The 20,244-nt window shown below is 68.0% G+C and carries 15 protein-coding genes; 6 read left to right on the forward strand and 9 right to left on the reverse strand.

From position 1 onward, the window contains the following. Positions 1 to 24: 24 nt before the first annotated feature. The 3 genes from EKE94_RS11990 to leuC form a co-directional block, all read right to left on the reverse strand. On the reverse strand, positions 25 to 858 hold the full coding sequence (locus tag EKE94_RS11990) for a hypothetical protein (RefSeq protein WP_127906829.1): 834 nt from the start codon (positions 856 to 858) through the stop codon (positions 25 to 27). A gap of 258 nt (positions 859 to 1,116) precedes the next feature. After that, on the reverse strand, positions 1,117 to 1,722 hold the full coding sequence (gene leuD, locus EKE94_RS11995) for a 3-isopropylmalate dehydratase small subunit (RefSeq protein ID WP_127906830.1): 606 nt from the start codon (positions 1,720 to 1,722) through the stop codon (positions 1,117 to 1,119). An 86-nt stretch (positions 1,723 to 1,808) separates the two neighbouring features. Next, positions 1,809 to 3,212, reverse strand: a complete 1,404-nt coding sequence (leuC, locus tag EKE94_RS12000; protein WP_127906831.1) for a 3-isopropylmalate dehydratase large subunit — start codon at positions 3,210 to 3,212, stop codon at positions 1,809 to 1,811. Between the two features lie 399 nt (positions 3,213 to 3,611). Here leuC and EKE94_RS12010 point away from each other — a divergent pair, with 399 nt between their 5' ends. Continuing rightward, the gene (locus tag EKE94_RS12010) at positions 3,612 to 4,931 is read left to right on the forward strand and encodes a mechanosensitive ion channel family protein (protein WP_127906917.1); all 1,320 of its coding nucleotides are present in this window, start codon (positions 3,612 to 3,614) and stop codon (positions 4,929 to 4,931) included. A 104-nt stretch (positions 4,932 to 5,035) separates the two neighbouring features. After that, positions 5,036 to 6,097 (forward strand): sensor histidine kinase, encoded by a 1,062-nt coding sequence (locus EKE94_RS12015; RefSeq protein ID WP_127906832.1) that lies wholly within the window; start codon positions 5,036 to 5,038, stop codon positions 6,095 to 6,097. A 109-nt stretch (positions 6,098 to 6,206) separates the two neighbouring features. On the opposite strand, the gene EKE94_RS12020 is transcribed toward EKE94_RS12015, so the two are convergent. Further along, positions 6,207 to 6,470, reverse strand: coding sequence for a DUF7218 family protein (locus tag EKE94_RS12020; protein WP_127906833.1), 264 nt, complete (start codon positions 6,468 to 6,470; stop codon positions 6,207 to 6,209). Between the two features lie 154 nt (positions 6,471 to 6,624). Between EKE94_RS12020 and EKE94_RS12025 the strand changes: the two genes are divergently transcribed. The 4 genes from EKE94_RS12025 to EKE94_RS12040 all read left to right on the forward strand — a co-directional run bounded on the left by EKE94_RS12025 (position 6,625) and on the right by EKE94_RS12040 (position 15,936). Then, positions 6,625 to 7,449 (forward strand): formate/nitrite transporter family protein, encoded by an 825-nt coding sequence (locus EKE94_RS12025; protein WP_127906918.1) that lies wholly within the window; start codon positions 6,625 to 6,627, stop codon positions 7,447 to 7,449. A 194-nt stretch (positions 7,450 to 7,643) separates the two neighbouring features. Further along, positions 7,644 to 9,440 (forward strand): autotransporter assembly complex protein TamA, encoded by a 1,797-nt coding sequence (locus tag EKE94_RS12030; RefSeq protein ID WP_235855999.1) that lies wholly within the window; start codon positions 7,644 to 7,646, stop codon positions 9,438 to 9,440. Between the two features lie 2 nt (positions 9,441 to 9,442). Further along, positions 9,443 to 15,250 carry a translocation/assembly module TamB domain-containing protein gene (locus tag EKE94_RS12035; RefSeq protein WP_127906834.1) on the forward strand — a complete coding sequence of 1,936 codons (5,808 nt, stop codon included), beginning with the start codon at positions 9,443 to 9,445 and terminating at the stop codon, positions 15,248 to 15,250. A gap of 53 nt (positions 15,251 to 15,303) precedes the next feature. Then, complete coding sequence (locus EKE94_RS12040; protein ID WP_127906835.1) at positions 15,304 to 15,936, forward strand: PRC-barrel domain-containing protein; 633 nt, start codon at positions 15,304 to 15,306, stop codon at positions 15,934 to 15,936. A gap of 63 nt (positions 15,937 to 15,999) precedes the next feature. Here EKE94_RS12040 and EKE94_RS12045 read toward each other — a convergent pair whose 3' ends face one another. From EKE94_RS12045 to EKE94_RS12065, 5 genes are read right to left on the reverse strand one after another with little or no spacing between them, the layout of a single operon-like run. Further along, positions 16,000 to 16,719 carry a gamma-glutamyl-gamma-aminobutyrate hydrolase family protein gene (locus tag EKE94_RS12045; RefSeq protein ID WP_127906836.1) on the reverse strand — a complete coding sequence of 240 codons (720 nt, stop codon included), beginning with the start codon at positions 16,717 to 16,719 and terminating at the stop codon, positions 16,000 to 16,002. After that, on the reverse strand, positions 16,716 to 17,708 hold the full coding sequence (locus tag EKE94_RS12050; protein WP_164870907.1) for an amidoligase family protein: 993 nt from the start codon (positions 17,706 to 17,708) through the stop codon (positions 16,716 to 16,718). The genes EKE94_RS12045 and EKE94_RS12050 overlap by 4 nt, the downstream gene beginning before the upstream one ends. A 46-nt stretch (positions 17,709 to 17,754) precedes the next feature. Continuing rightward, positions 17,755 to 19,500: a sensor histidine kinase gene (locus EKE94_RS12055; RefSeq protein WP_127906838.1), complete on the reverse strand. Its 1,746-nt coding sequence runs from the start codon at positions 19,498 to 19,500 to the stop codon at positions 17,755 to 17,757. Beyond that, positions 19,500 to 20,057, reverse strand: a complete 558-nt coding sequence (locus tag EKE94_RS12060) for an RNA polymerase sigma factor (protein ID WP_127906839.1) — start codon at positions 20,055 to 20,057, stop codon at positions 19,500 to 19,502. The genes EKE94_RS12055 and EKE94_RS12060 overlap by 1 nt, the downstream gene beginning before the upstream one ends. After that, the gene (locus EKE94_RS12065) at positions 20,047 to 20,199 is read right to left on the reverse strand and encodes a NepR family anti-sigma factor (RefSeq protein ID WP_235856000.1); all 153 of its coding nucleotides are present in this window, start codon (positions 20,197 to 20,199) and stop codon (positions 20,047 to 20,049) included. Before EKE94_RS12065 ends, EKE94_RS12060 begins: the two co-directional genes overlap by 11 nt. Positions 20,200 to 20,244: the final 45 nt, after the last annotated feature.

The raw sequence follows: 20,244 nt of genomic DNA on the forward strand, positions 1-20,244 counted from the left end.
CGCGCGCGCCGCCCGGCCATCCGTTCAGGCGGTGACGAGCCCGCCCTCGGGGTCGGAGTCGAGCTGGCGTTGCCGCGCGATGATCCGGGCCACGCGCCCCATCGCGATCCCGCGCATGAACAGGGAGGTGGGAAGGAACGCCCATGCCGCAACCGTCCAGACCAGTGTCTGCGGCGTGTCGATCGCGACCCGGCCGAACACCGAACTCGCCTCGACAATCACCATCGGCATCACGAATGGCAGGAAGAATCCTAATGCGACGTTAATCATGCTGTCGCGGCGCAGGCGGTCGACCACGTCGCCGCCCGAGGTGGGATCGAAGGTCGGCAGGTTGATCCACACGTTGAACCGGCCCGAATCGAGCGGCCAGTGCTTTACCTTGCAGCAGATGACGAAGCCCGACAGCGACAGCAGCGCGGCGAGGAAGGCCATCCCCACCATGGCCCGCATGAGCAAAACCTCCCCCACCGGGGCGCCGTCGGGCAGCATTCCGATCGCCAGTTGCACAGGGGAATAGGGGAAATCCATCGCCTTGCCGACCACGCCGCCCACGGCCTGCACGAAAAGCGTGAGCGAGGTTTCCTCGACCAGCCCCCGGGTGATGATCGACAGCAGGAAGACGGTCGCGAAGAGCGATCCGAAGCGGATGCGATTGAAGGGCGGCGCGTCGCGGAATTCGTAGAGGCAGGGATAGGCCGAGGCGTATTCCGAGATCGTCAGGATCGCGGCGGCCAGCGCGACCAGCGACACGACCTGCGCCCCGTCTTCAGTGATGCCGGTGCCCATGAGCGACGGCGTGGCGATCAGCACCATCACCAGAAACCCACGCGCCACGGCGCCTGTCAGACGTGAAATCACTGCCCGCTGTCCTTGCCTCGGATGAACGCGATGCAGTGCCGCGCCCTTGTTCGCTGCGGTCCCCGATCTGTGTCGTGGGTTGCCTCAATCTTGCCCAATTGTTGCCGCTTTCCAAAACCCGTCTCAATCATGGGTTAACTTTGCCGAAATATCTGGGCGATTTCGTGGAGGGATTGGTGCCCCTTTGCATCAGTTCTGCGCACAAAAAAGGCCGCCCTCGGGCGGCCTTTTCAGGTTCGGAAACAGTGCGTCGCTGGATCAGAGCCAAGGGCGTTCCGCGGCAAGACGACCCTCGAATCCATCGATTGCGGGGGCCTGTTCCAGCGTCAGGCCGATATCGTCGAGTCCGTTCATCAGGCAGTGTTTGCGGAACGGATCGACGTCGAAGGAGATGGTGTCGCCGTCCGAGGTGGTGATGACCTGGTTTTCCAGATCCACCGTCATGCGCGCGTTGGCGCCCTTTTCGGCGTCGCGCGTCAGCAGGTCGACCTGCTCCTGTGGCAGGGCGATGGGCAGGATGCCGTTCTTGAAGCAGTTGTTGAAGAAGATGTCGGCAAAGCTGGGCGCGATGACGCAGCGGATGCCGAAATCCTTGATCGCCCAAGGGGCGTGTTCGCGCGACGAGCCGCAGCCGAAATTGTCGCCGGCGACAAGGATCTCGGCATCGCGGTAGGCGGGCTGGTTCAGCACGAAGTCGGGGACCTCGTTGCCATCGCGGTCATAGCGCATCTCGTCGAAGAGGTTCACGCCCAGGCCGGTGCGCTTGATCGTCTTCAGGAACTGCTTGGGGATGATCATGTCGGTGTCGATGTTGACCATCGGCATCGGCGCCGCGATCCCCGTGAGCTTTTCGAATTTTTCCATCTTTCAAATCTCCTGTCCGGCGCTCATCGCCCCCATGGGACCCTCTTGATGAGAGGGTCCCATGGGGGGCGACAGGCGCCCGGGGGTCACGCCAGATCGCGCACGTCGGTCAGCCGGCCGGTCACGGCGGCCGCCGCCGCCATTGCCGGGCTCATCAGGTGAGTGCGGCCCTTGTAGCCCTGCCGCCCCTCGAAGTTGCGGTTCGAGGTCGAGGCGCAGCGTTCGCCCGGGGAAAGCTGGTCGGGGTTCATGCCCAGGCACATCGAACAGCCCGCCATGCGCCATTCGAAGCCCGCCTCCTGCAGCTTGGCTGCGATGCCCTCTTCCTCGGCCATCGCGCGGACAAGGCCCGATCCCGGCACGATCATCGCGCGGATGCCGTCCTTGACCCGCCGGCCCTCCATGATCTTCGCGACCTCGCGCAGGTCCTCGATTCGGCCGTTGGTGCAGGAGCCGATGAAGACGGTATCGATCTCGATATCGCTCAGCTTCTGGCCCGGCGTCAGGCCCATGTAGTCGAGCGAGCGCTTCGCCGCGGCGACCTTGCCGCCGGCGAAATCGTCAGGCGAGGGCACGGCCGCGGTGATCGGCAGCACGTCCTCGGGGCTGGTGCCCCAGGTCACGACCGGCGCGATTTCCGAGGCGTCGATCTCGACGATGCGGTCGTACTGCGCGCCCTCGTCGGATTTCAGCGACTCCCAGTATTCGACGGCCTTGTCCCAGTCGGCATCCGACGGCGCGTGCGGCCGGCCCTTGACGTAGGCATAGGTCTTTTCGTCCGGCGCGATCAGGCCGGCGCGGGCGCCGCCTTCGATCGCCATGTTGCAGACGGTCATCCGGCCTTCCATCGACAGCGCGCGGATCGCCGAACCCGCGTATTCGATGACGTGGCCGGTGCCGCCGGCGGTGCCGGTGCGGCCGATGATCGTCAGCGTGATGTCCTTGGCGGTGACGCCGGGCGCAAGCTCGCCCTCGACGCGCACCAGCATGTTCTTGGACTTCTTCTGGATCAGCGTCTGGGTGGCCAGCACGTGTTCGACCTCGGAGGTGCCGATGCCGTGGGCCAGCGCGCCAAAGGCCCCGTGGGTCGCGGTGTGGCTGTCGCCGCAGACGATGGTCATGCCCGGCTGGGTCCAGCCCTGTTCGGGGCCGATGATGTGGACGATGCCCTGACGCACGTCGTCGACATCGTACATCTCGACGCCGAAATCCTTGGCGTTCTGGCGCAGGGTGTCGACCTGGATGCGGCTCATCTCGTCCCGGATGCCCTGCAGGCGGGTGGGATCGGTCGGCACGTTGTGGTCGGGCACGGCAATGGTCTTTTCGGGCGCACGCACGGTGCGGCCGGCCATGCGCAGACCTTCGAAGGCCTGCGGGCTCGTCACCTCGTGGACGAGATGGCGGTCGATATAAAGAAGGCAGGTGCCGTCGTCGCTTTCATGCACGACATGGGCATCCCAGATCTTGTCATAGAGAGTCTTGGGGGACATGCGGTCCTCTCCCGGCTGTAATGGCGTCTCAAGAGTCGATGGCGGGGGGGGCGGGGGCGCGCGCGGACGGGCGCCCGATCACAGTCGGGCGCGGATACTGCGCGTCTCACCGTAGAACCGCCACGGCAGGCGGGCCCGGTCGTCCATATCGAAGACTCGTTCCATCCGCGCTGAAATAAAGGGCGCGGGCGGCTGCCGCAAGGGCCGCGACGCAGGCGGCGGGCCCGCGTGGGTCGTGTGCCACGGCAATGTGCCCCATCATGCGTCCCGCGCCGCGCCGGAAGGGGCCTGCGGGCGAAGTGCGCCAGCGCGGTGACGGGCGCGCGCAGTCGTGGCTTGCCGCCCCATCCCGACCGGCTAGGATGGCGGGCACGGGAAATGCGGCGGGGCAGTATGGAGATGTCGTTCGAAGGGCTGCGCGAGGCACTCGGCTTCGTGCTGCTGAGGGTCGAGGCGCTGCTGTCGAACCTTCTGCTGCCCTCGCGGCTGGCGCAGGTGGCGATCCTGCTTCTGTGCGTGGGGCTGGCCTGGGCGCTGGCACGCTTGACCCGGCCGCGGATGCGCGACTGGATGCACTCGCTGGAAGGCTGGGCCAAGTGGCGGCTGCGCCTGCTGCTGCTGGTCAACCGGCGGCTGCAGCTGATCTACTTCGTGCTGCTGTCCTGGATCGCCTTCGCGGTGATGCGGCTGATCTTCTTCTTTCCCTCGCGCAGCTACATTATCGAACTGGTGGCCACCATCGCGCTGGTGCTTTTGCTGGTGGCCTTCATCACCCGGCTGGTGCGCAACCACGCGCTGCGCGTGGTGCTGCGGTGGTTCTTGTGGATCTACACGATCCTCTACTACCTGGGCTGGCGGGATGAAGCCGCGACCCTCCTGGACCGGGCGGCCTTCGAATCCGGCGATTTCCGTCTGTCACTGCTGACGCTGGTCAAGGCGATGCTGGTCCTGGGCGCTCTGCTGACGCTGGCGCGGATCGTCACGCAGACCTCTTCGGCCCGGATAAAGCGCGACGACGACCTGTCGCCGTCGATGCAGGTGCTGGTCGTCAAGGTCATGCAGATCCTGCTTTACGGCGCCGCGCTCTTCATCGGGCTCAAGGCGGTGGGCGTGGATCTGACCGGCCTCGCCGTCCTGTCGGGGGCCATCGGCGTCGGCCTGGGCTTCGGCCTGCAGAAGGTGGTGTCGAACCTCGTTTCGGGCGTGATCATCCTGCTCGACAAGTCGGTGAAGCCCGGCGATGTCATCAGCCTGGGCGAAACCTTCGGCTGGATCAACGCGCTGGGGGCGCGCTACGTGTCGGTCGTCACCCGCGACGGCAAGGAATACCTGATCCCGAACGAGGATCTGATCACCGGGCAGGTGGTGAACTGGTCGCATTCCAACGAATTCGTCCGCCTCGACATCTATTTCGGCACCGCCTACGCGAATGACCCCCACATCGTGCGCCGCGTCGCGATCGAGGCGGCGAGCGCGGTGGACCGGGTGCTGACCACCCGCGCGCCGGTCTGCCACATCGTGGGCTTCGGCGACAGTTCGGTGGATTACATCCTGCGATTCTGGATAACCGACCCCACGGGAGGGCTGACCAACATCCGCGGAAACGTGTATCTGGCGCTTTGGGATGCGTTCAAGGCGAACGACATCTCGATCCCCTTCCCGCAGCGCGAGGTGAAGATGCTGGAGGGGTCGCAGATCGGCACGCGTCCGCTGGATTGACGTCCCGGGCGGGCTCAACCGGGGGGTGACGTCGGCGAAGTCACTGGACAAGTCGCCCGCGCCGCTTCAAGAGGGCACATATGGCGAACACGGCGGGATAAGCAGTGCGCAAACGACTTAGGGATTGGGCGCTGGCCGAAAAGAGCTTCGGCTACAAGGCGTCGTTCGTGACGGTAGGCTTCGTGCTGGCTTTCGGTCTGCGCTATCTGCTGCGCGGGCACCTGCCGCTGGGCTTTCCGTATCTGACCTTCTTTCCGGCGGTGATCCTGACGACCTTCTTCGCCGGCATCCGTGCGGGCGCGCTGCAGGCGGCGCTGGGCGGGCTGGCGTCGTGGTATTTCTTCATCGCCCCCTACAACTCGTTCCAGTTGTCCGGGCTGACCGCTTTGGCGCTGGCCTTCTACATCTTCATCGTCACCACCGACATCGTGCTGATCCACGTGATGAACGAATCGCTGGCCCGCCTGCAGGAAGAGCGGGAGCGCAGCGAGACGCTCGCCCGGTCGCGTGAACTGATGTTCCACGAACTGCAGCACCGCGTATCGAACAACTTGCAGGTGGTGGGCTCGCTGCTGCAGCTTCAGCGCCGCAAGGTCGAGGATCCCGCCGCACAGGCCGCTCTCGACAGTGCCGCGGGCCGACTGGCGGTCGTGGCAAAGATCCAGAGGCGGCTGCACGACCCGTCGCGGCAGGAAATGGATTTCCGTCACTTCTTCGAAGAGATTGTGCCCGACATCATCGCCGCCGCCGGGGCCGAGGGCCGCGTGGTGCCGCGGTTCGAGATCGAGGATCTGCCGATCACCAACGATCAGGCCATTCCGCTGGCGCTGATCGCGACGGAATGCGTGTCGAACGCCATCGAACACAACCTGCCGCATCGCCAGCGGATCGTTCTGACCCTGCGGCTGGTGCGCGAAGGGGACGACGACGGCGCGCTTGAGGTGCGCGACGATGGTGTTGGTCTGCCCGAAGGATTCGACGTGAACCGGGCGCGGTCGCTGGGGCTGATGGTCGCGCGCCAGTTCGCGATGCAGTTGGGCGGTGCGCTGGAGATGCGCGACACCGATCCCGGGGCCCTGGCGCGCGTCGCCTTCCCGCTGGAACAGCCCGAGGACGAGGCGCCCGACCCCGGTTCGGTGCACCCGCTGATCGTCCGCACGATCTGACTGCCGGGACCTGACCGCGATGGCGCGGGGCGCGGGCCGGACCAACCCGCCTTGCAGCCCGCCCCGACCCTCGGCGCCGCCGCTCGGGGGGCTGTCCGGCTCGGCGCAATCAGTGCTCGCGCAGGGCGGCGATCAGCTCGTCCTTGGTCATGTCCGACCTGCCGTCGATACCGATTTCCTGCGCACGGCTGTAAAGCTCGTCCTTGGTCCAGTCCTCGTAGGGCGAGGCCTCGCCCCCCTTCTGCGAGGGGTGCATGTCGTCGTTCGCCTTGGCATTGGCGATGCGCGCAGCCTTCTCCTTCGAGTTGCCGTCCTGGCGAAGTTCCTCGTAAAGCTTGTCGTCCTTCACCGACGCCCCATGATTCCGTGTCATCTCCGGTCTCCTCTGGTTCCCGTCGATGTCCAGCGCCGGAGCGGGGGATCGGGTTCCCGGGCCGGGTGGGCGGCTTGTCCGCCCCCGTACTCATCCGCCCGTGTAAGAGTGCAGAACACCGAAGGAGACCGGTTTGGTCAAAGCCCCCGACGAGATGTCGCGAAAGCACGAAAAGGAAGTCGAGGAGGATTCGGTCGAGGACGCGACGCGTCTTTCGGCGCGACTGATCTACGAGGTGATCCGCCGCGACGGCCATGACGAGCTGAACCGGCCCAGGCATTCGCTGATCTGGTCGGGACTGGCGGCGGGCATCCTGATCAGCTTTTCGGTAATCGGCGAAGCGATCTTTCGTGCCTACCTGCCCGATGCGAAGTGGATATTCCTCCTTGAGAACCTGGGGTATTCCTTCGGCTTCCTGCTGGTGATCCTGGGTCGGATGCAGCTTTTCACCGAGAACACGATCACCACGGTCCTGCCGCTGATGGCGCAGCCCTGCCGGGAATATTTGTGGAAGGTGGTCCGCCTCTGGGGGATCGTGCTGACGGCCAACGTGGTGGGGGCCTTCGTCGCGGCCGCGTTCCTGATCATGTCGGGGGCGTTCCAGCCCGAGGTGCTGGACGCGATCCGCGAATTGTCACTGCACGCCACCGGGATGTCGCCGTGGCAGGCCTTCGTCAAGGCGCTGCCCGCGGGGGTGCTGGTCGCCGCCATCGTGTGGATGCTGCCCACCGCGCCGCGGCAGCCCTTCTTCATCATCCTGACCTTCACCTGGCTGCTGGCGGCGGGCGACTTCACCCATATCATCGCCGGCGCGGTCGAGATGGCGTACCTGCTGCTGCAGGGCGACCTGGCGCTGGGGCAGGCGGTGTTCGGGTTCTTCTTCCCGGTCCTGATCGGCAACGTGATCGGCGGCACGGCCGTCTTCACGATGATCACCTGGGGGCAGGTCAAGGCCGAGGTCGCGCCCGCCTCGCGCTAGCGCGCGCCGCCACCGCCCGAAGCCCGGTGCGGCCTTGCCACGGGGCCCGAGTGCAGGGTGAGGGAGGGGCATGAGCGGATCGCCGCCTGCACCTGTTGCAGCAGATCGACGCCGCCGCATCGTGATCCGGCGGCGCTAGCCACACAACAGCGCCCCGTCTATCAAAGTGGATAAGTGTGAGGGGGCCAGAGCCAGTGCGATTCGTATCCGTTAATCCCGTTGTCCGCATTGGTATTCCGCTGCTGGCGATCCTGCTGACGACCACGGCCGCCCCGGCGATCGAGATCGATTTCGACACGCCCGCCGCCTCGGACGACCTGCGCGACGACCTGGCCGATGCCTCGCTTCTGATCGGGGCGCGCGACGAAGGCGTCGACGACCCGCAAGAGCTTCTGGCCGCGGCACGGGCGGATTACGCCCGCCTCGTGGGCGCGCTTTATGCCGAGGGCCGGTTCGGCGGCACGGTCAACATCCTCGTCGACGGGCGCGAGGCGTCCGAGATCCCGCCGCTGGGCGGACTGGACCGGATCGACCGGATCGTGGTGCGCATCGATCCCGGCCCGGTCTACGATTTCAGCCGGGCCGAGGTCGATCCGCTGGCGCCCGAGACCGAGCTTCCCGAAGGCTTTGCGCTGGGCGAACCGGCCCGCACGCCGCTGATCGAAAGCGCCGCCTCGGCGGGTGTCGAGGGCTGGCGCGGACAGGGCCGGGCCAAGGCCGATATCGGTGACGAGCAGATCGTCGCAGACCACGACGCCGACACGCTGGCCGCCCGCATCGTCATCGCCCCGGGGCCGGTCGTCCGCTTCGGCGACCTGCGGCCCCAGGGCTATACCCGGATGCGGCCCGACCGCATCGTCGAGATCGCGGGCCTGCCTACGGGCGAGGTCTTCGACCCCGACGAACTGGAACGCGCCGCCTCGCGTCTGCGGCGCACGCAGGTGTTCCGCTCGGTCGCGCTGGTCGAGGACGAGCAGCTGGCCCCCGGCAACGTCATGGGGATCGAGGCGCAGCTGGACGAAGAGGCGCCGCGGCGCTTCGGCTTCGGCGCCGAGCTGTCGTCGATCGACGGGCTGACGCTGTCGGCCTTCTGGCTGCACCGCAACCTCTTCGGCGGGGCCGAGCGGCTGCGTGTCGACGGCGAACTGGCGCAGCTGGGCCTGGAGGGGGGCGAGGATTACAGCTTTGCCACCCGGTTCGAACGGCCTGCCACCTTCGGCGCGGATACCGATCTTTATGTCCTGGGCGAAATCGAACGCCTGAACGAGGATGACTTTACCTCGAACACCGGCACCATCGGGGCGGGGCTCACCCGCATCGTGACCGAGGATCTGAGCGTCGAGGCCGGGATCGCCTACCGCTTTTCGCGGGTCGAGGACGAGGCCGGCGAACGCGACTATTCGCTTCTGACCTTCCCGCTGGGCGCGACGCTGGACAAGCGCGACGATACGCTGAACCCCGCCAACGGCTATTACGTCGATGCCGACCTGACGCCGTTCCTGGGCTATCAAAGCGCCGACAACGGCGGGCGGCTGACCTTCGACGCGCGCGGCTATCGCGGCTTCGGAGAGGAGAACCGCTTCATCTTCGCCGGTCGCCTGCAGGGCGGGTCGATCCTGGGCGCCGACCTGGAAGGCGTGCCCAACGACTACCGCTTCTATTCCGGCGGCGGCGGCACGGTGCGCGGGCAGGATTACCAGTCGCTGGGCGTCACGCTGCCCTCGGGTGTCGAGTCGGGCGGCGCGTCGTACCTTGCCGTCTCGACCGAGGCGCGGGTGGGCGTGACCGATAATATCGGCGTCGTGGGCTTCGTCGACTGGGGCTCCGTCAGCGAAGATTCCGTGCCCGGCAGCGGCGACAGCCATTCGGGCGCCGGTCTGGGCGTCCGCTACTACACCCCCATTGGCCCGATCCGGCTGGATGCGGCGGTCCCCGTCTCGGGCGGGGGCAGCGGCGTGTCGCTGTATGTCGGGATCGGTCAGGCCTTTTGAGTATGTCCACGCTGCGCAAGTTCCTCGCCCCCCTCGCGCTGACCCTCGCGGTCGCGCTTCCCGCCCAGCCCGTCCTGTCGCAGGATGATGACGAGGATGGCGGCGGGTTCCTGGAAAATCTGATCGAGGACAACCTGTCCTCGGCCGGGCGCGAGGTGCGCATCCGTGGCTTCGAGGGCGCGCTCAGCTCGCGCGCCACCATCGCCGAGCTGTCCATTTCGGATGACGAAGGCGTGTGGCTGACCCTGCGCGACGCGGTGCTGGACTGGAACCGGTCCGCCCTACTGCGCGGACGGCTCGAGGTTGAAGAGCTTTCGGCGGCCTCGATCGACCTGCCGCGCCTGCCGCAGGCGGGCGGGACGCAGCCGCCCCCGGCCGAGGCGCAGCCTTTCTCGCTTCCCGATCTGCCGGTCTCGGTGGTGATCGAGACGCTGGATATCGAGCGCGTGGCGCTGGGCGAGCCCCTGTTCGGCGAGGCGGCCGAGATCGCGCTGAACGGCAGCGCCCGGCTGGCCGGCGGCGAGGGCGAGGCGCAGCTGGCGGTCGAGCGGCTGGACGCCGAGGGCGCGCTGACCTTCGAGGGCAGCTACGCCAACGACACCGGCGAGCTTGTGCTGGATCTGTCGCTGCAAGAGGGGGCCGACGGCATCGCCGCGAACCTGCTCGACCTGCCCGGCCGCCCCTCGGTCGCGCTGTCGGTGGCGGGCGAGGGCCCGGTGTCGGACTTCACCGCCGACATCCAGCTGGCGACCGACGGCGAAGACCGGATCGCGGGCACCGTTTCGGTCGCGTCGGAAGAAGGCGAAGACGGCACGACGCGCAGCTTCGCCGCCGATATCGGCGGCGACATCGCGCCGGTCTTCTCGCCCCAGTTCCGCCCCTTCTTCGGCCCCGACATCCAGCTTGAGGTGCAGGGCGCCAGCTATCCGGGGGGCCGGGTCGAGATTCCCGAACTCAGCCTGACGGCGCAGTCGCTGACGCTGCAGGGGCGCATCGCCGTCGGCGCGGACGGCCTGCCCGATGTCATCGACGTCGAGGGGCGCATCGCCGATCAGGGCGGCGCGCCGGTGCTTCTGCCCGTGGGGCAGGACCTGCGGGTGCAGGGGGTCGACCTCGACATCGCTTTCGATGCCGCGCGGGGCGAGGATTGGCAGGCGCTGATCGCCATCGATGCGCTCGACACCGCGACGGCAGATATCGGCGACCTGCGGCTTGAGGGCACGGGCCGGATCGGCACCACCGACGCCGGCGCGCAGACCGTCACCGCCGATTTCGATTTCGCCGCGGAAGAGCTTTCGCTGGCCGATGGCGGGGCGCAGGCCGCGCTGGGCGACGCGATCACCGGCGATGCCGCGATCCGCTGGACCGCCGGCGCGCCGGTAACGCTGGACCGGCTGGCCCTGTCCGGCGACAGCTTCGAGCTGACGGGCGAGGGCGCGGTCGACGCCACGGGCGAAGGCACGGACATCACGCTTGACGCCGATCTCGCGGCCCGGGACCTGTCGGCCTTCTCCGCACTGGCGGGGCGGCCGCTGTCGGGCGGCGCGCAGCTGTCGCTGGACCTGACCTACGGCCTGCTTCAGGGCCGCTTCGACGTCGCGCTGGACGGGACGACCACGGACCTTTCGCTCAGCCAGCCCGCGCTGGACCGGCTGCTTGCCGGGGAAACCACCCTGACGCTGCGCGCGGATCGCGACGAGACCGGCACGCGGGTCGAGACCCTGTCGCTGCAAAGCCCCGCGCTGCAGGTGGCGGGCGAGGCTGACCTGACCTCGCAGGACGCTTTCGTTTCGCTCAATGTCGACGTGCCGGACGCCGCCGCGCTGGATCCCCGCGCCACAGGTGCGGCCAATGTCGATTTCGAAGCGACGCTCGAGCAGGGCCTGTGGCAATACACGCTGGACGCGGGCGGCCTGCAGGCGACGGTGGATGCCGAAGGGCAGATCACCGTGACTGAGGATCAGCCGCTGCGCATCCAGTCGCAGGCGGATATCGCCGCCGCGGACCTGTCGCTGTTCTCCGACCTCACGGGCCGTCCGCTGGCCGGATCGGTCGATGTCGCCGCCAATGGCTATGCGTTGAGCGACCTGTCGGCCTTTGACATCGGGCTCGACGGCACTTTGCAGTCGGTCGAGGTCGGTATCCCGCAGGCCGACAACCTCTTGCAGGGCGAAACCGTCCTGTCGGGGTCGGCCCGGCGGGACGAAACCGGGATCATCGTGCCCGGCGTCACGGTCGAGAACCCGCAGCTGACGCTCGCGGGCGAGGGCCGCTATGCCGAGGGGGAAAGCCGCGCCGATGCGCAGTTCCGCCTGTCGGACGCGGGACTTCTTCTGCCCGAGCTGACCGGGGCGGTCACCGCCGACGTGCAGGCGCGCGAGATCGCGGAAGGCTGGAACGTCGTGGCGCAGGCCGCGGGCCTGGGCGCCACCGTCGATGCCGATGTCGAGATCACCGAGCTGTCGTCGGATGCCCCCCGCGTCACGGGTCGCGCCGATGTCACGGCCGAAGACCTGGCGCGGTTCGCCCCCCTTGCCGGGCGCCCGCTCGAAGGTGCGGTGGATCTCACGCTCGACGGTGGCGCGCGGACCGATCTGTCCGAGTTCGACCTGGCCATCGACGGCAGCAGTGCCGACATCGCCATCGGGCAGGACATCGTCGACGGCCTGATGCAGGGCCGCACGCAGATCGCCGTGACCGCCGCGCGCGCCGGTGAGCAGTTCGACCTGCCGCGCCTGCATATCGAGAACCCGCAGATCCGCGCCACGGGCGAGGGCAGCTATGCCCCCGATGGCGGCAGTATCGACGCCGATATCGACATCGCAGACGCCGCGCGCATCCTGCCCGAGCTTGAAGGGCCGGTGACGCTGGATCTGCGCGCGGACGCGGCCGAAGAGGTCTGGACCGTCGATCTGGATGCCGAGGGTCTGGGCGCCCGGATCACCGCCGATGCCCGGGTCAGCGACCTGCGTGCCACCCCGCGTGTCGAGGGCGATGCGCAGGTCGTCGCGGGCGACCTGTCGCGCCTTCAGGCGCTGGCGGGCCGGCCGCTTGCGGGGGCGCTGAACCTCGACCTGTCGGGGTTCGCCGTGACCGACCTGTCGGCCTTTGACCTGACGGCCGAGGGCACCGCCCGGTCGGTCGAGATCGGGCAGGATCTGGTCGACGGCCTGCTGCAGGGCGACACGGATCTGGAGATTGCCGCCGCGCGCGACGAAAATGGCATCGAGGTGCCGCAGTTCCGCATCGCGAACCCGCAGATCAGCGCCACTGGCGGCGGCAGTTATGCCCCCGGCGCGGGCGCCTTCAACGCCGATATCGAGGTCCCCGACGCGGCGCGCATCCTGCCGCAATTGGAAGGTCCGGTGACCCTGACGCTCGATGCCGCCGAAGAGGGTGGCGCGTGGAATGTCGACCTGTCGGGCGACGGTCTGGGCGCCCAGCTGGCCGCCGACGCGGTGGTCAGCGACCTGCAGGGCGACGCCGCGCCGCGGGTCGAGGGCACCGCCCGTGTGGTGGCCGAGGATCTGGCCCGGTTCGAGGCCATCGCCGGTCGGCCCCTGTCGGGGTCGCTGAACCTGACCGCCTCGGGTGCCGCGCGCATCGACGGCAGCGATTTCGACGTGGATATCGAGGGCGCCTCGCGCTCGGTCGAAATCGGGCAGGAGATCGCCGACAACCTTCTGGCGGGCGCGACCGAGGTCGATATCGAGGCGCGGCGCAACGACGAGGGCGTCGAGATCCCCGCCTTCCGCATCGCCAACCCGCAGATCCGCGCCACGGGCGAGGGCAGCTATGCCCCGGGTGCCGGCGCGATCACGGCCGAGCTGGTGCTGGCCGACGCCGGTGACGTGGTCCAGGGCCTGTCCGGTCCGCTGAACGCCGACCTGTCGGCCGAGGAAACCGGCGGCGCATGGTCCGTCACGCTGGATGCCGAGGGGCTGGCCACGATCATCGAGGCGGCAGTCCGGATCAGCGAGATCGACACAGGTACGCCGCTGGTCGACGGGACGGTCCGCCTGACCGCGCGCGACCTGGCGCGGTTCCGCGCGGTCGCGGGCCTGCCCCTGTCGGGTGGCCTGCAGGCCGAGGCGCGGGGCCAGATGCGCAGCGACCTGTCGCGCTTCGACGTGACGCTCGATGCCACGGGCACGAACCTCGGGATCGGGCAGGCCGAGGTCGACCGCATCCTTGGCGGGCAGACGCAGATCGACCTCAGCGCCAGCCGCGACGCTGCGGACGCCCCGATCCGCATCGCCCGTGCGGTGGTCGATACCGGGCTTCTGGACGTCAGCGCCTCGGGTCAGCTGGGGGCGGGTGGCAGCGGTGTCGAGTTCGACGCGCGCCTGACCGACATCTCGCCCTTCGTCGACGGCTTTTCGGGCGCCGTGACCGCCGACGGGCGCCTTGCCCAGACGGGCGACGGCTACCGGATCGACGTCACGGCAACCGGACCGGGGGGCACCGACGCCCGGATCGCGGGGACGGCCGCGGGCGATTTCTCGACCCTCGATCTGGATATCGACGGCACGGCCCCGCTGGCGTTGGCGAACCGGTTCACGACGCCCAATTCGCTGGACGGGAGCGTCAGCTTCGATCTGGCGCTGAACGGCGCGCCGGGGCTCGACGCGCTGTCGGGCCGGGTCACCACATCCGGCGCGCGGGCGGTCGTCCCTTCGGTCAGCGTGGTGCTGGAGAATATCGGCGCCACGGTCACGCTGCAGAACGGCACCGCACGGGTGCAGGCGCAGGCGGACAAGCAGACGGGCGGTGGCCTGACTGCGCAGGGCAGCATCGGCCTGTCGGGCAACCTGCCTGCCGACCTGACGATCGACCTGGCGCGGTTCGACCTGACCGATCCCAACCTCTATGAAACCGCGGTGAACGGGAGGGTGACGATCAACGGCCCGCTGGCAGGTGGCGCCACCATCGCCGGGCGGCTGTCGCTGGGTCAGACCGAGGTGCGGATCCCCTCGACCGGGCTGGGCGCCACCGGGCCCATCCCGGAGGACCTCGTGCACCTGAACGAACCCGCCGAAGTACGCGCGACCCGCTCCCGGGCCGGGCTGATCCAAGAGCCGGGCGAAGGCGGGTCGGGCGGCGGCGCCTCGGTCGCCTATCCGCTGGATATCGAGATCGTCGCCGACAATCAGATCTTCGTGCGGGGGCGGGGCCTGGATGCTGAGCTGGGCGGCGCGCTGGCGCTGACCGGTACCACCGCCAACGTTATCCCGGCGGGCAGCTTCGAGCTGATCCGCGGGCGGCTCGACATCCTGGGCCAGCGGCTGACGCTGGACGAGGGCACGATCACCCTGCAGGGCGATTTCACGCCCTATATCCGGCTTGTCGCCTCGACTGACCAAGGCGACGTGACGGTGCAGATCGTGGTCGAGGGTCCGGCGCTGGAGCCCGACATTGACTTCCTCTCGCAGCCGCAGCTGCCCGAGGAAGAGGTGCTGGCGCGGCTGATCTTCGGCCGGTCGCTGACCTCGATCTCGCCCTTGCAGGCGGCGCAGCTGGCCTCGGCCGTGGCGACGCTGGCCGGGCGCGGCGGCGACGGCGTGGTGGGCAACCTGCGGCAGAACTTCGGGCTGGATGATCTCGACGTCACCACCGACGAAGAGGGCAACCCGGCGGTGCGCGCGGGTGCCTACCTGAACGAAAACGTCTATACCGACGTGACGGTGAATGCCGAAGGACAGGCCGAGCTGAACCTGAACCTCGATGTCACCCGGTCGCTGACCGTACGCGGCGGCGTGTCGAACGAAGGCGGCACCAGCCTGGGCGTGTTCTTCGAGCGCGATTACTGACCGCGCACACCGACGTGGCGGAACCCGAGGGCGCAGCCGATGGTTGCGCCCTCATGACATATCGCCTGACCCGCCTTCTAAACCTGACCGTTGCCGCCGGCGACGACCGGTATCCTGTCCGCACCCTGCTTTGCGATCCCGCGGGCTGGCGGCTACGGCACGCCGCGCTCGACATCGGGGGATGGTGGAACCGGCACGACGTTGTGGTTTCCCTGTCGCGCCTGGGCCGGATCGACGCGGCCGAGGGTCTTTGGCACGCGCCTGAACTGACGCGGGACGAGATCGAGGCCGCGGCCCGCTGGTCGGGCGAGGGCGCGCCGCTGGAGGGCCTGTCGCTATGGCCGCCGCTGATCGTCGGTCCCTTCGGTGGTACCTATGCGCCGCTTCTGATGCAGTCGCTCTGGAACGAAGAAATGGCCGACGTGCCCGAGAGCGAGGCCGAGCCTCCCAGCCACCGCACTGACGCCCGCGACTGGATCGGGCGCGATGCCTTTGGCGACGACGGCCTTCTGGGCCGGATCGAGGATGTGGAAGTCACGGAGGATACCTATCGCTTCGTCGCGGTCGTGATCGGCGGCGAGGGGATGGAGACGGGGCGCACGGTCCCCCTGACTGCGCTGCGCTACCTGGCCGACCAGGGCCACGCGGTGTTCGACCTGGACCGGGCGGCGCTGGCCGCGATGTGACGCCACGGGCGAGGCGCACGCGCCGCCGCGTCCTTCGCCTCCATCCCTGTCCCCCTTCTCGCCTCAGGCCCCGGCGAGGTCGCTGACCACGGGAAGCTGGTTCCTTGCCTCGCGCCCGGCTCGGGCGGCGGCCACCAGGGCGCGAAACAGGGCCCTTTGACGATAGGCGTAGAACAGGTGTTCGGGGTGCCATTGGACGCCCAGGGCAAAGGGTTCCTCTACCCGCTCGACCGCCTGCACCATGCCGCCGGTGTCACGGGCGGCAATGCGCAGGCCAGCGCCCAGCTCCTTCACCGCCTGGGAATGCAGGGCATTCACACGCATCGGCCGCACGCCGGCCAGGCGGCCAAGACGGGTGTCGGGCACGATCTCGATCTCTTTGCGCGGCAAAATCGTCCAGTGCCGGTCGCTGGCCGTGTAAACGCCGTAGGCATCTTCGTGCAGGGTGCCCCCCAGTGCGACGTTCAGCATCTGTGCGCCGCGGCAGATCCCCAGCACCGGCTTGCCGCGCGCCATCGCCTCTTCGACCAGGCATTGCTCCATCGCGTCGCGGTCGGGGTCCAGCCGGGCCGAGGTGATGATCTCGCCACCATAAAGATCGGGCGAGATGTCGTCGCCCCCGCCGATGATGAGGCCGTCGACCGTGGCAATGTCCGAAGGCCGTCCGGCGACCCACCGCACGCCGCGCCCGCCGGCCAGCCAGAGGTTCAGCGCGACGAGCGGGAAGATCCGCCAGCCCGATTGCCGCGAGGTGGTGACGCCGATCAGCGGACGTTCGGTCATGAGGCGGTCAGCCCCTGCGGAATGCCCAGGATGTCGGATACGGTCAGCGCCCAGTTTCCCCGGCCGAAGGGCAACCGGCGGGACCGGTACTTGCGCCACCCGTCCGCCAGGGCGTCAAGCGCCGCGGGATCGGCCGCCACGCGTTCGACACGCACCCAGCGGTTCCATTCGCGGGTGACCGACCAGTCGGGGTCGTCGATGCGGCAGTCGGGCAGGCGATAGTGATAGGCTGGGCGGGCCTTGATCGAGCTGGCGCCATCGACTTCGTTCTGCACCCGGTCGGGGGCGAGGTGGCGGATCAGCGGCAGCATGTCCAACCCGCGATTGCGCGACGGCGTCAGCCGCAGGTACGTGTCGATCAGCGATTTCATGTCCCACCCGGCGGCGTCGGGCGCGGCAAGCGCATCGACGAAGCGGGCCGGGTAGGGGTCGACGAAAGGCAGGATCCGCCGCGAGGCGTCGATCGGATCTGCGCGTCGCAGCCATGCCTCCATCAATGCGAAGGCCCGCAGGGTGGGCAGCACCCCGTCGACGCCCAGTCCCGCGGCCGTCACGTTGAGATGCACGCCGAAGCCCAGGAAGGCGCCATCGCGCGTGCCGGTGGCCCCGGCGGCGCGCAGGGCGCGGCAGAAGGCGTCCACGTGCACCAGATCGGTGGGCAGGATCGGGTCGGTCACGAATTCTACCGGGATCACGCCGCGTCCCATATCCAGTCCCCGGCGCACCAGTTCGGTCTGCGCATGGTCTTTCAGCGCCGTGTCCAGCATGACTTGAAGATCGCCGATGCTGGTATCGGTCACCGCGAATTCGTAGCCGGCCGTCCGCCGGGCGCTGCCGCCCAGAACCTGGGTCGCGATGCCGGCCAGCCGCTCCTCGGTCAGGCCACCGCACTCGACCTCGACCCCCACGCGACGCGGGTTACCCTCCGCGTCCTGGGGATGCGGCAGCAGGGCGACGGGGGGCAGGTCTGGAAGATGCGGGGCGTCCATGCCGGGCAAACTTCTGCGCAGGCGCGGCGGTTCCCCGCCGGGCCGGTCAGATGTCCTTGGTCGCCTCGGAAAAGTCGCTGGGCGTGAAGTTGACCCGGACGGAGTAAAGGTCATCCGTCTGCTCGGTATCGGTCTGGGCGCCCAGCTGCATGGTGAAGGCGGCCATCAACTGGCTGCCCAGGCCGGACCTTTCGTTGCCCACCTCGGTCTTGACCGGGTCGCCGATGGTGTTCTGCACCAGCATCGTCGCGGTCCCGTCCTCCTGGTTGGTCAGCGCGACGCGGATCCACGGCTTGCCATTCGTGCCCTCGCCCGCGGGACGGCCCAGGTATTTCAGCGCGTTGGTCATCGATTCCGTCAGCAGAAGCGCAAGGGGCACCGCCTGGTCGGGGTAGAGCGTCACCGGGTCGAGCTCGACCGAAAAGCCGATGTTGGACCCCGCCGGAATACCGCTGACCGCCAGCTGATTGGCGATTTCGGACAGCAGTTCGTCGGCCGAGACCTGCGACAGCGCCGTCGCCTGGTAAAGCGACCGGTGGATCGCGGCGAGGCCCATCACCCGGTCCTGCAGACGGCGCAGCACGAACCGCGTTTCGTCGTTGCGCGACTTGCGGATCTGCATGTTGGTGATCGACGCGATAAGCTGAAGGTTGTTCTTCACCCGGTGGTGGACCTCCTTCAGCAGGACGTCCTTTTCGTGCAGGTTGTTTTCAAGATCGGCCTCGTCGCGGATGATCCGGTCGGTCATGTAGACGAAGGCTTCTGTCACTTCGCGCAGCTCGGCGGGCATGTCGTCCAGCCGCGGTTCGCTCAGCAACCGCCGGGTCGAGGTGAAGACGCGGATGCGGTGCCGCAGCGACCGGATATGCCGGATCACCAGCGAATGGACGGCGAAATAGGCCACGGCCAGCGAACAGGCCCACATCAGCAGCGGAAACGCCACCGCGGTCGAGGCGTGCAGCTTGGCGCTGCCCAGCCGTGCGGGGGGCCAGACGGCAAGAACGTAGACCTGGTCCCGCAGCAGGGGAGCGACGGTATAGACCTGCTCCACCCCCGAGACGTCGACGTCGGTGAAGATCGCCGCGTTTTCAGTCTGCAGCGCCGAAAGCGACCGGTTGGCGGGCAGACGGTCCGGCGCGGTGTCGAGCCCGCGGTCGGAGGTCAGGATCTGGCCCTCGTTGTTGAAGGTCATGATGTCGCGCGGGGCGGTGTGGCTGAACATCTCGGGCCGGATGGGCAACGCCGTGTGCGGCACCGACAGCGCGAGATAGCCGTAAAGTTCGTCATCGAGGTCGATCGGCTGGCGGATCACGACGACCGATTCATCCGAAATCGAGGGGTTGCCCACGGCGTTGACCGACCGCACCGGAGAGGCCGCGAAGGCCTGGTACCCGGCCGAACCCGAGACGTCGGCGTCGACCCCGCGCGATCCGCAGACCACGACCCCGTCGGACAGGCGCACGACGCCCGCAAAGGACAGCCGGCCGTTCTCTTCGACCAGTTCGCTCAGGAGGACGGAGCATTCGTCGGGCGTGTCGAGGGTGGGTTCTATGACCGACGCGATGTTTTGTGCCGAGCTGAGGGTGCCGGCGATCAGGTCACGCTCGGCCAGGGCCGCATCCATCGTCTCGCCCAGCAGCCCGGCCTCGATCCGGGCATTCGCCTCGTCGATCATGCGATAGGTCTGCGCGATCGCGATCAGCCCCACGGGAAGCAACGCCACCCCGAGCAGCAGCACGAGCCGGACATCAAGCCTGTCGAGCTTGGCGAACCCCAGACCGCCCGGAACCATCAGCGGCTCGACGTCGGCGCGCTCATCACCGAAGCGCTCATCGAATCCGAAATGGTGGGATCCTCGCCCTCGGCAAGATGCAGAAGCTCGGCCAGCCGCTTGCGTCCGCGGTTGGCGCGCGACTTGATCGTGCCGATGGCACAGCCGCACATGTCGGCGGCCTCTTCGTAGGAAAAGCCGGACGCGCCAACCAGGATCAGCGCCTCGCGCTGTTCGTCGGGCAGCTTTTCGAAGGCGACGCGGAAATCGTTCAGGGCCAGGCGCCCGTCATGCGCGGGCTTTTCCGACAGCGACGCGGCAAGCACACCGTCGACATCGGCGACCTCGCGCTTGGCCTTGCGGCGGGAAGAGTAGAACGCGTTGCGCTGGATCGTGAAGAGCCAGGCGCGCAGGTTCGTGCCGACCTGGAACGAATTGATGTTCTTCCAGGCCTTTTCGATGGTATCCTGCACGAGGTCGTCGGCCCCGGCCGAGTTCCGTGTCAGTGACATTGCAAAGGCGCGCAGCGCGGGCAGATGGTCGACCAGCTCGTCACGCGGGTCTTTGTTACTTTTCATTCGGGGTGTCCTGCTCCTTCAACCGTTCAAGAAGATCCTTGAAACGGTCCGGGACGTCGTCATTCGCGATCTCGCGATAGACGTGCCGGAGGCTTTCGTCGATTTGCCGCATGACCTTCGACGTGTCTTTCTTCTGGTGCATATAGGACTGCCTGCCCGGCTTTTCTATTTTCGAATCGGGAACAAA

It is taken from the genome of Mesobaculum littorinae, from assembly GCF_004011175.1.
In the GTDB taxonomy this organism is placed as follows: domain Bacteria; phylum Pseudomonadota; class Alphaproteobacteria; order Rhodobacterales; family Rhodobacteraceae; genus Tranquillimonas; species Tranquillimonas littorinae.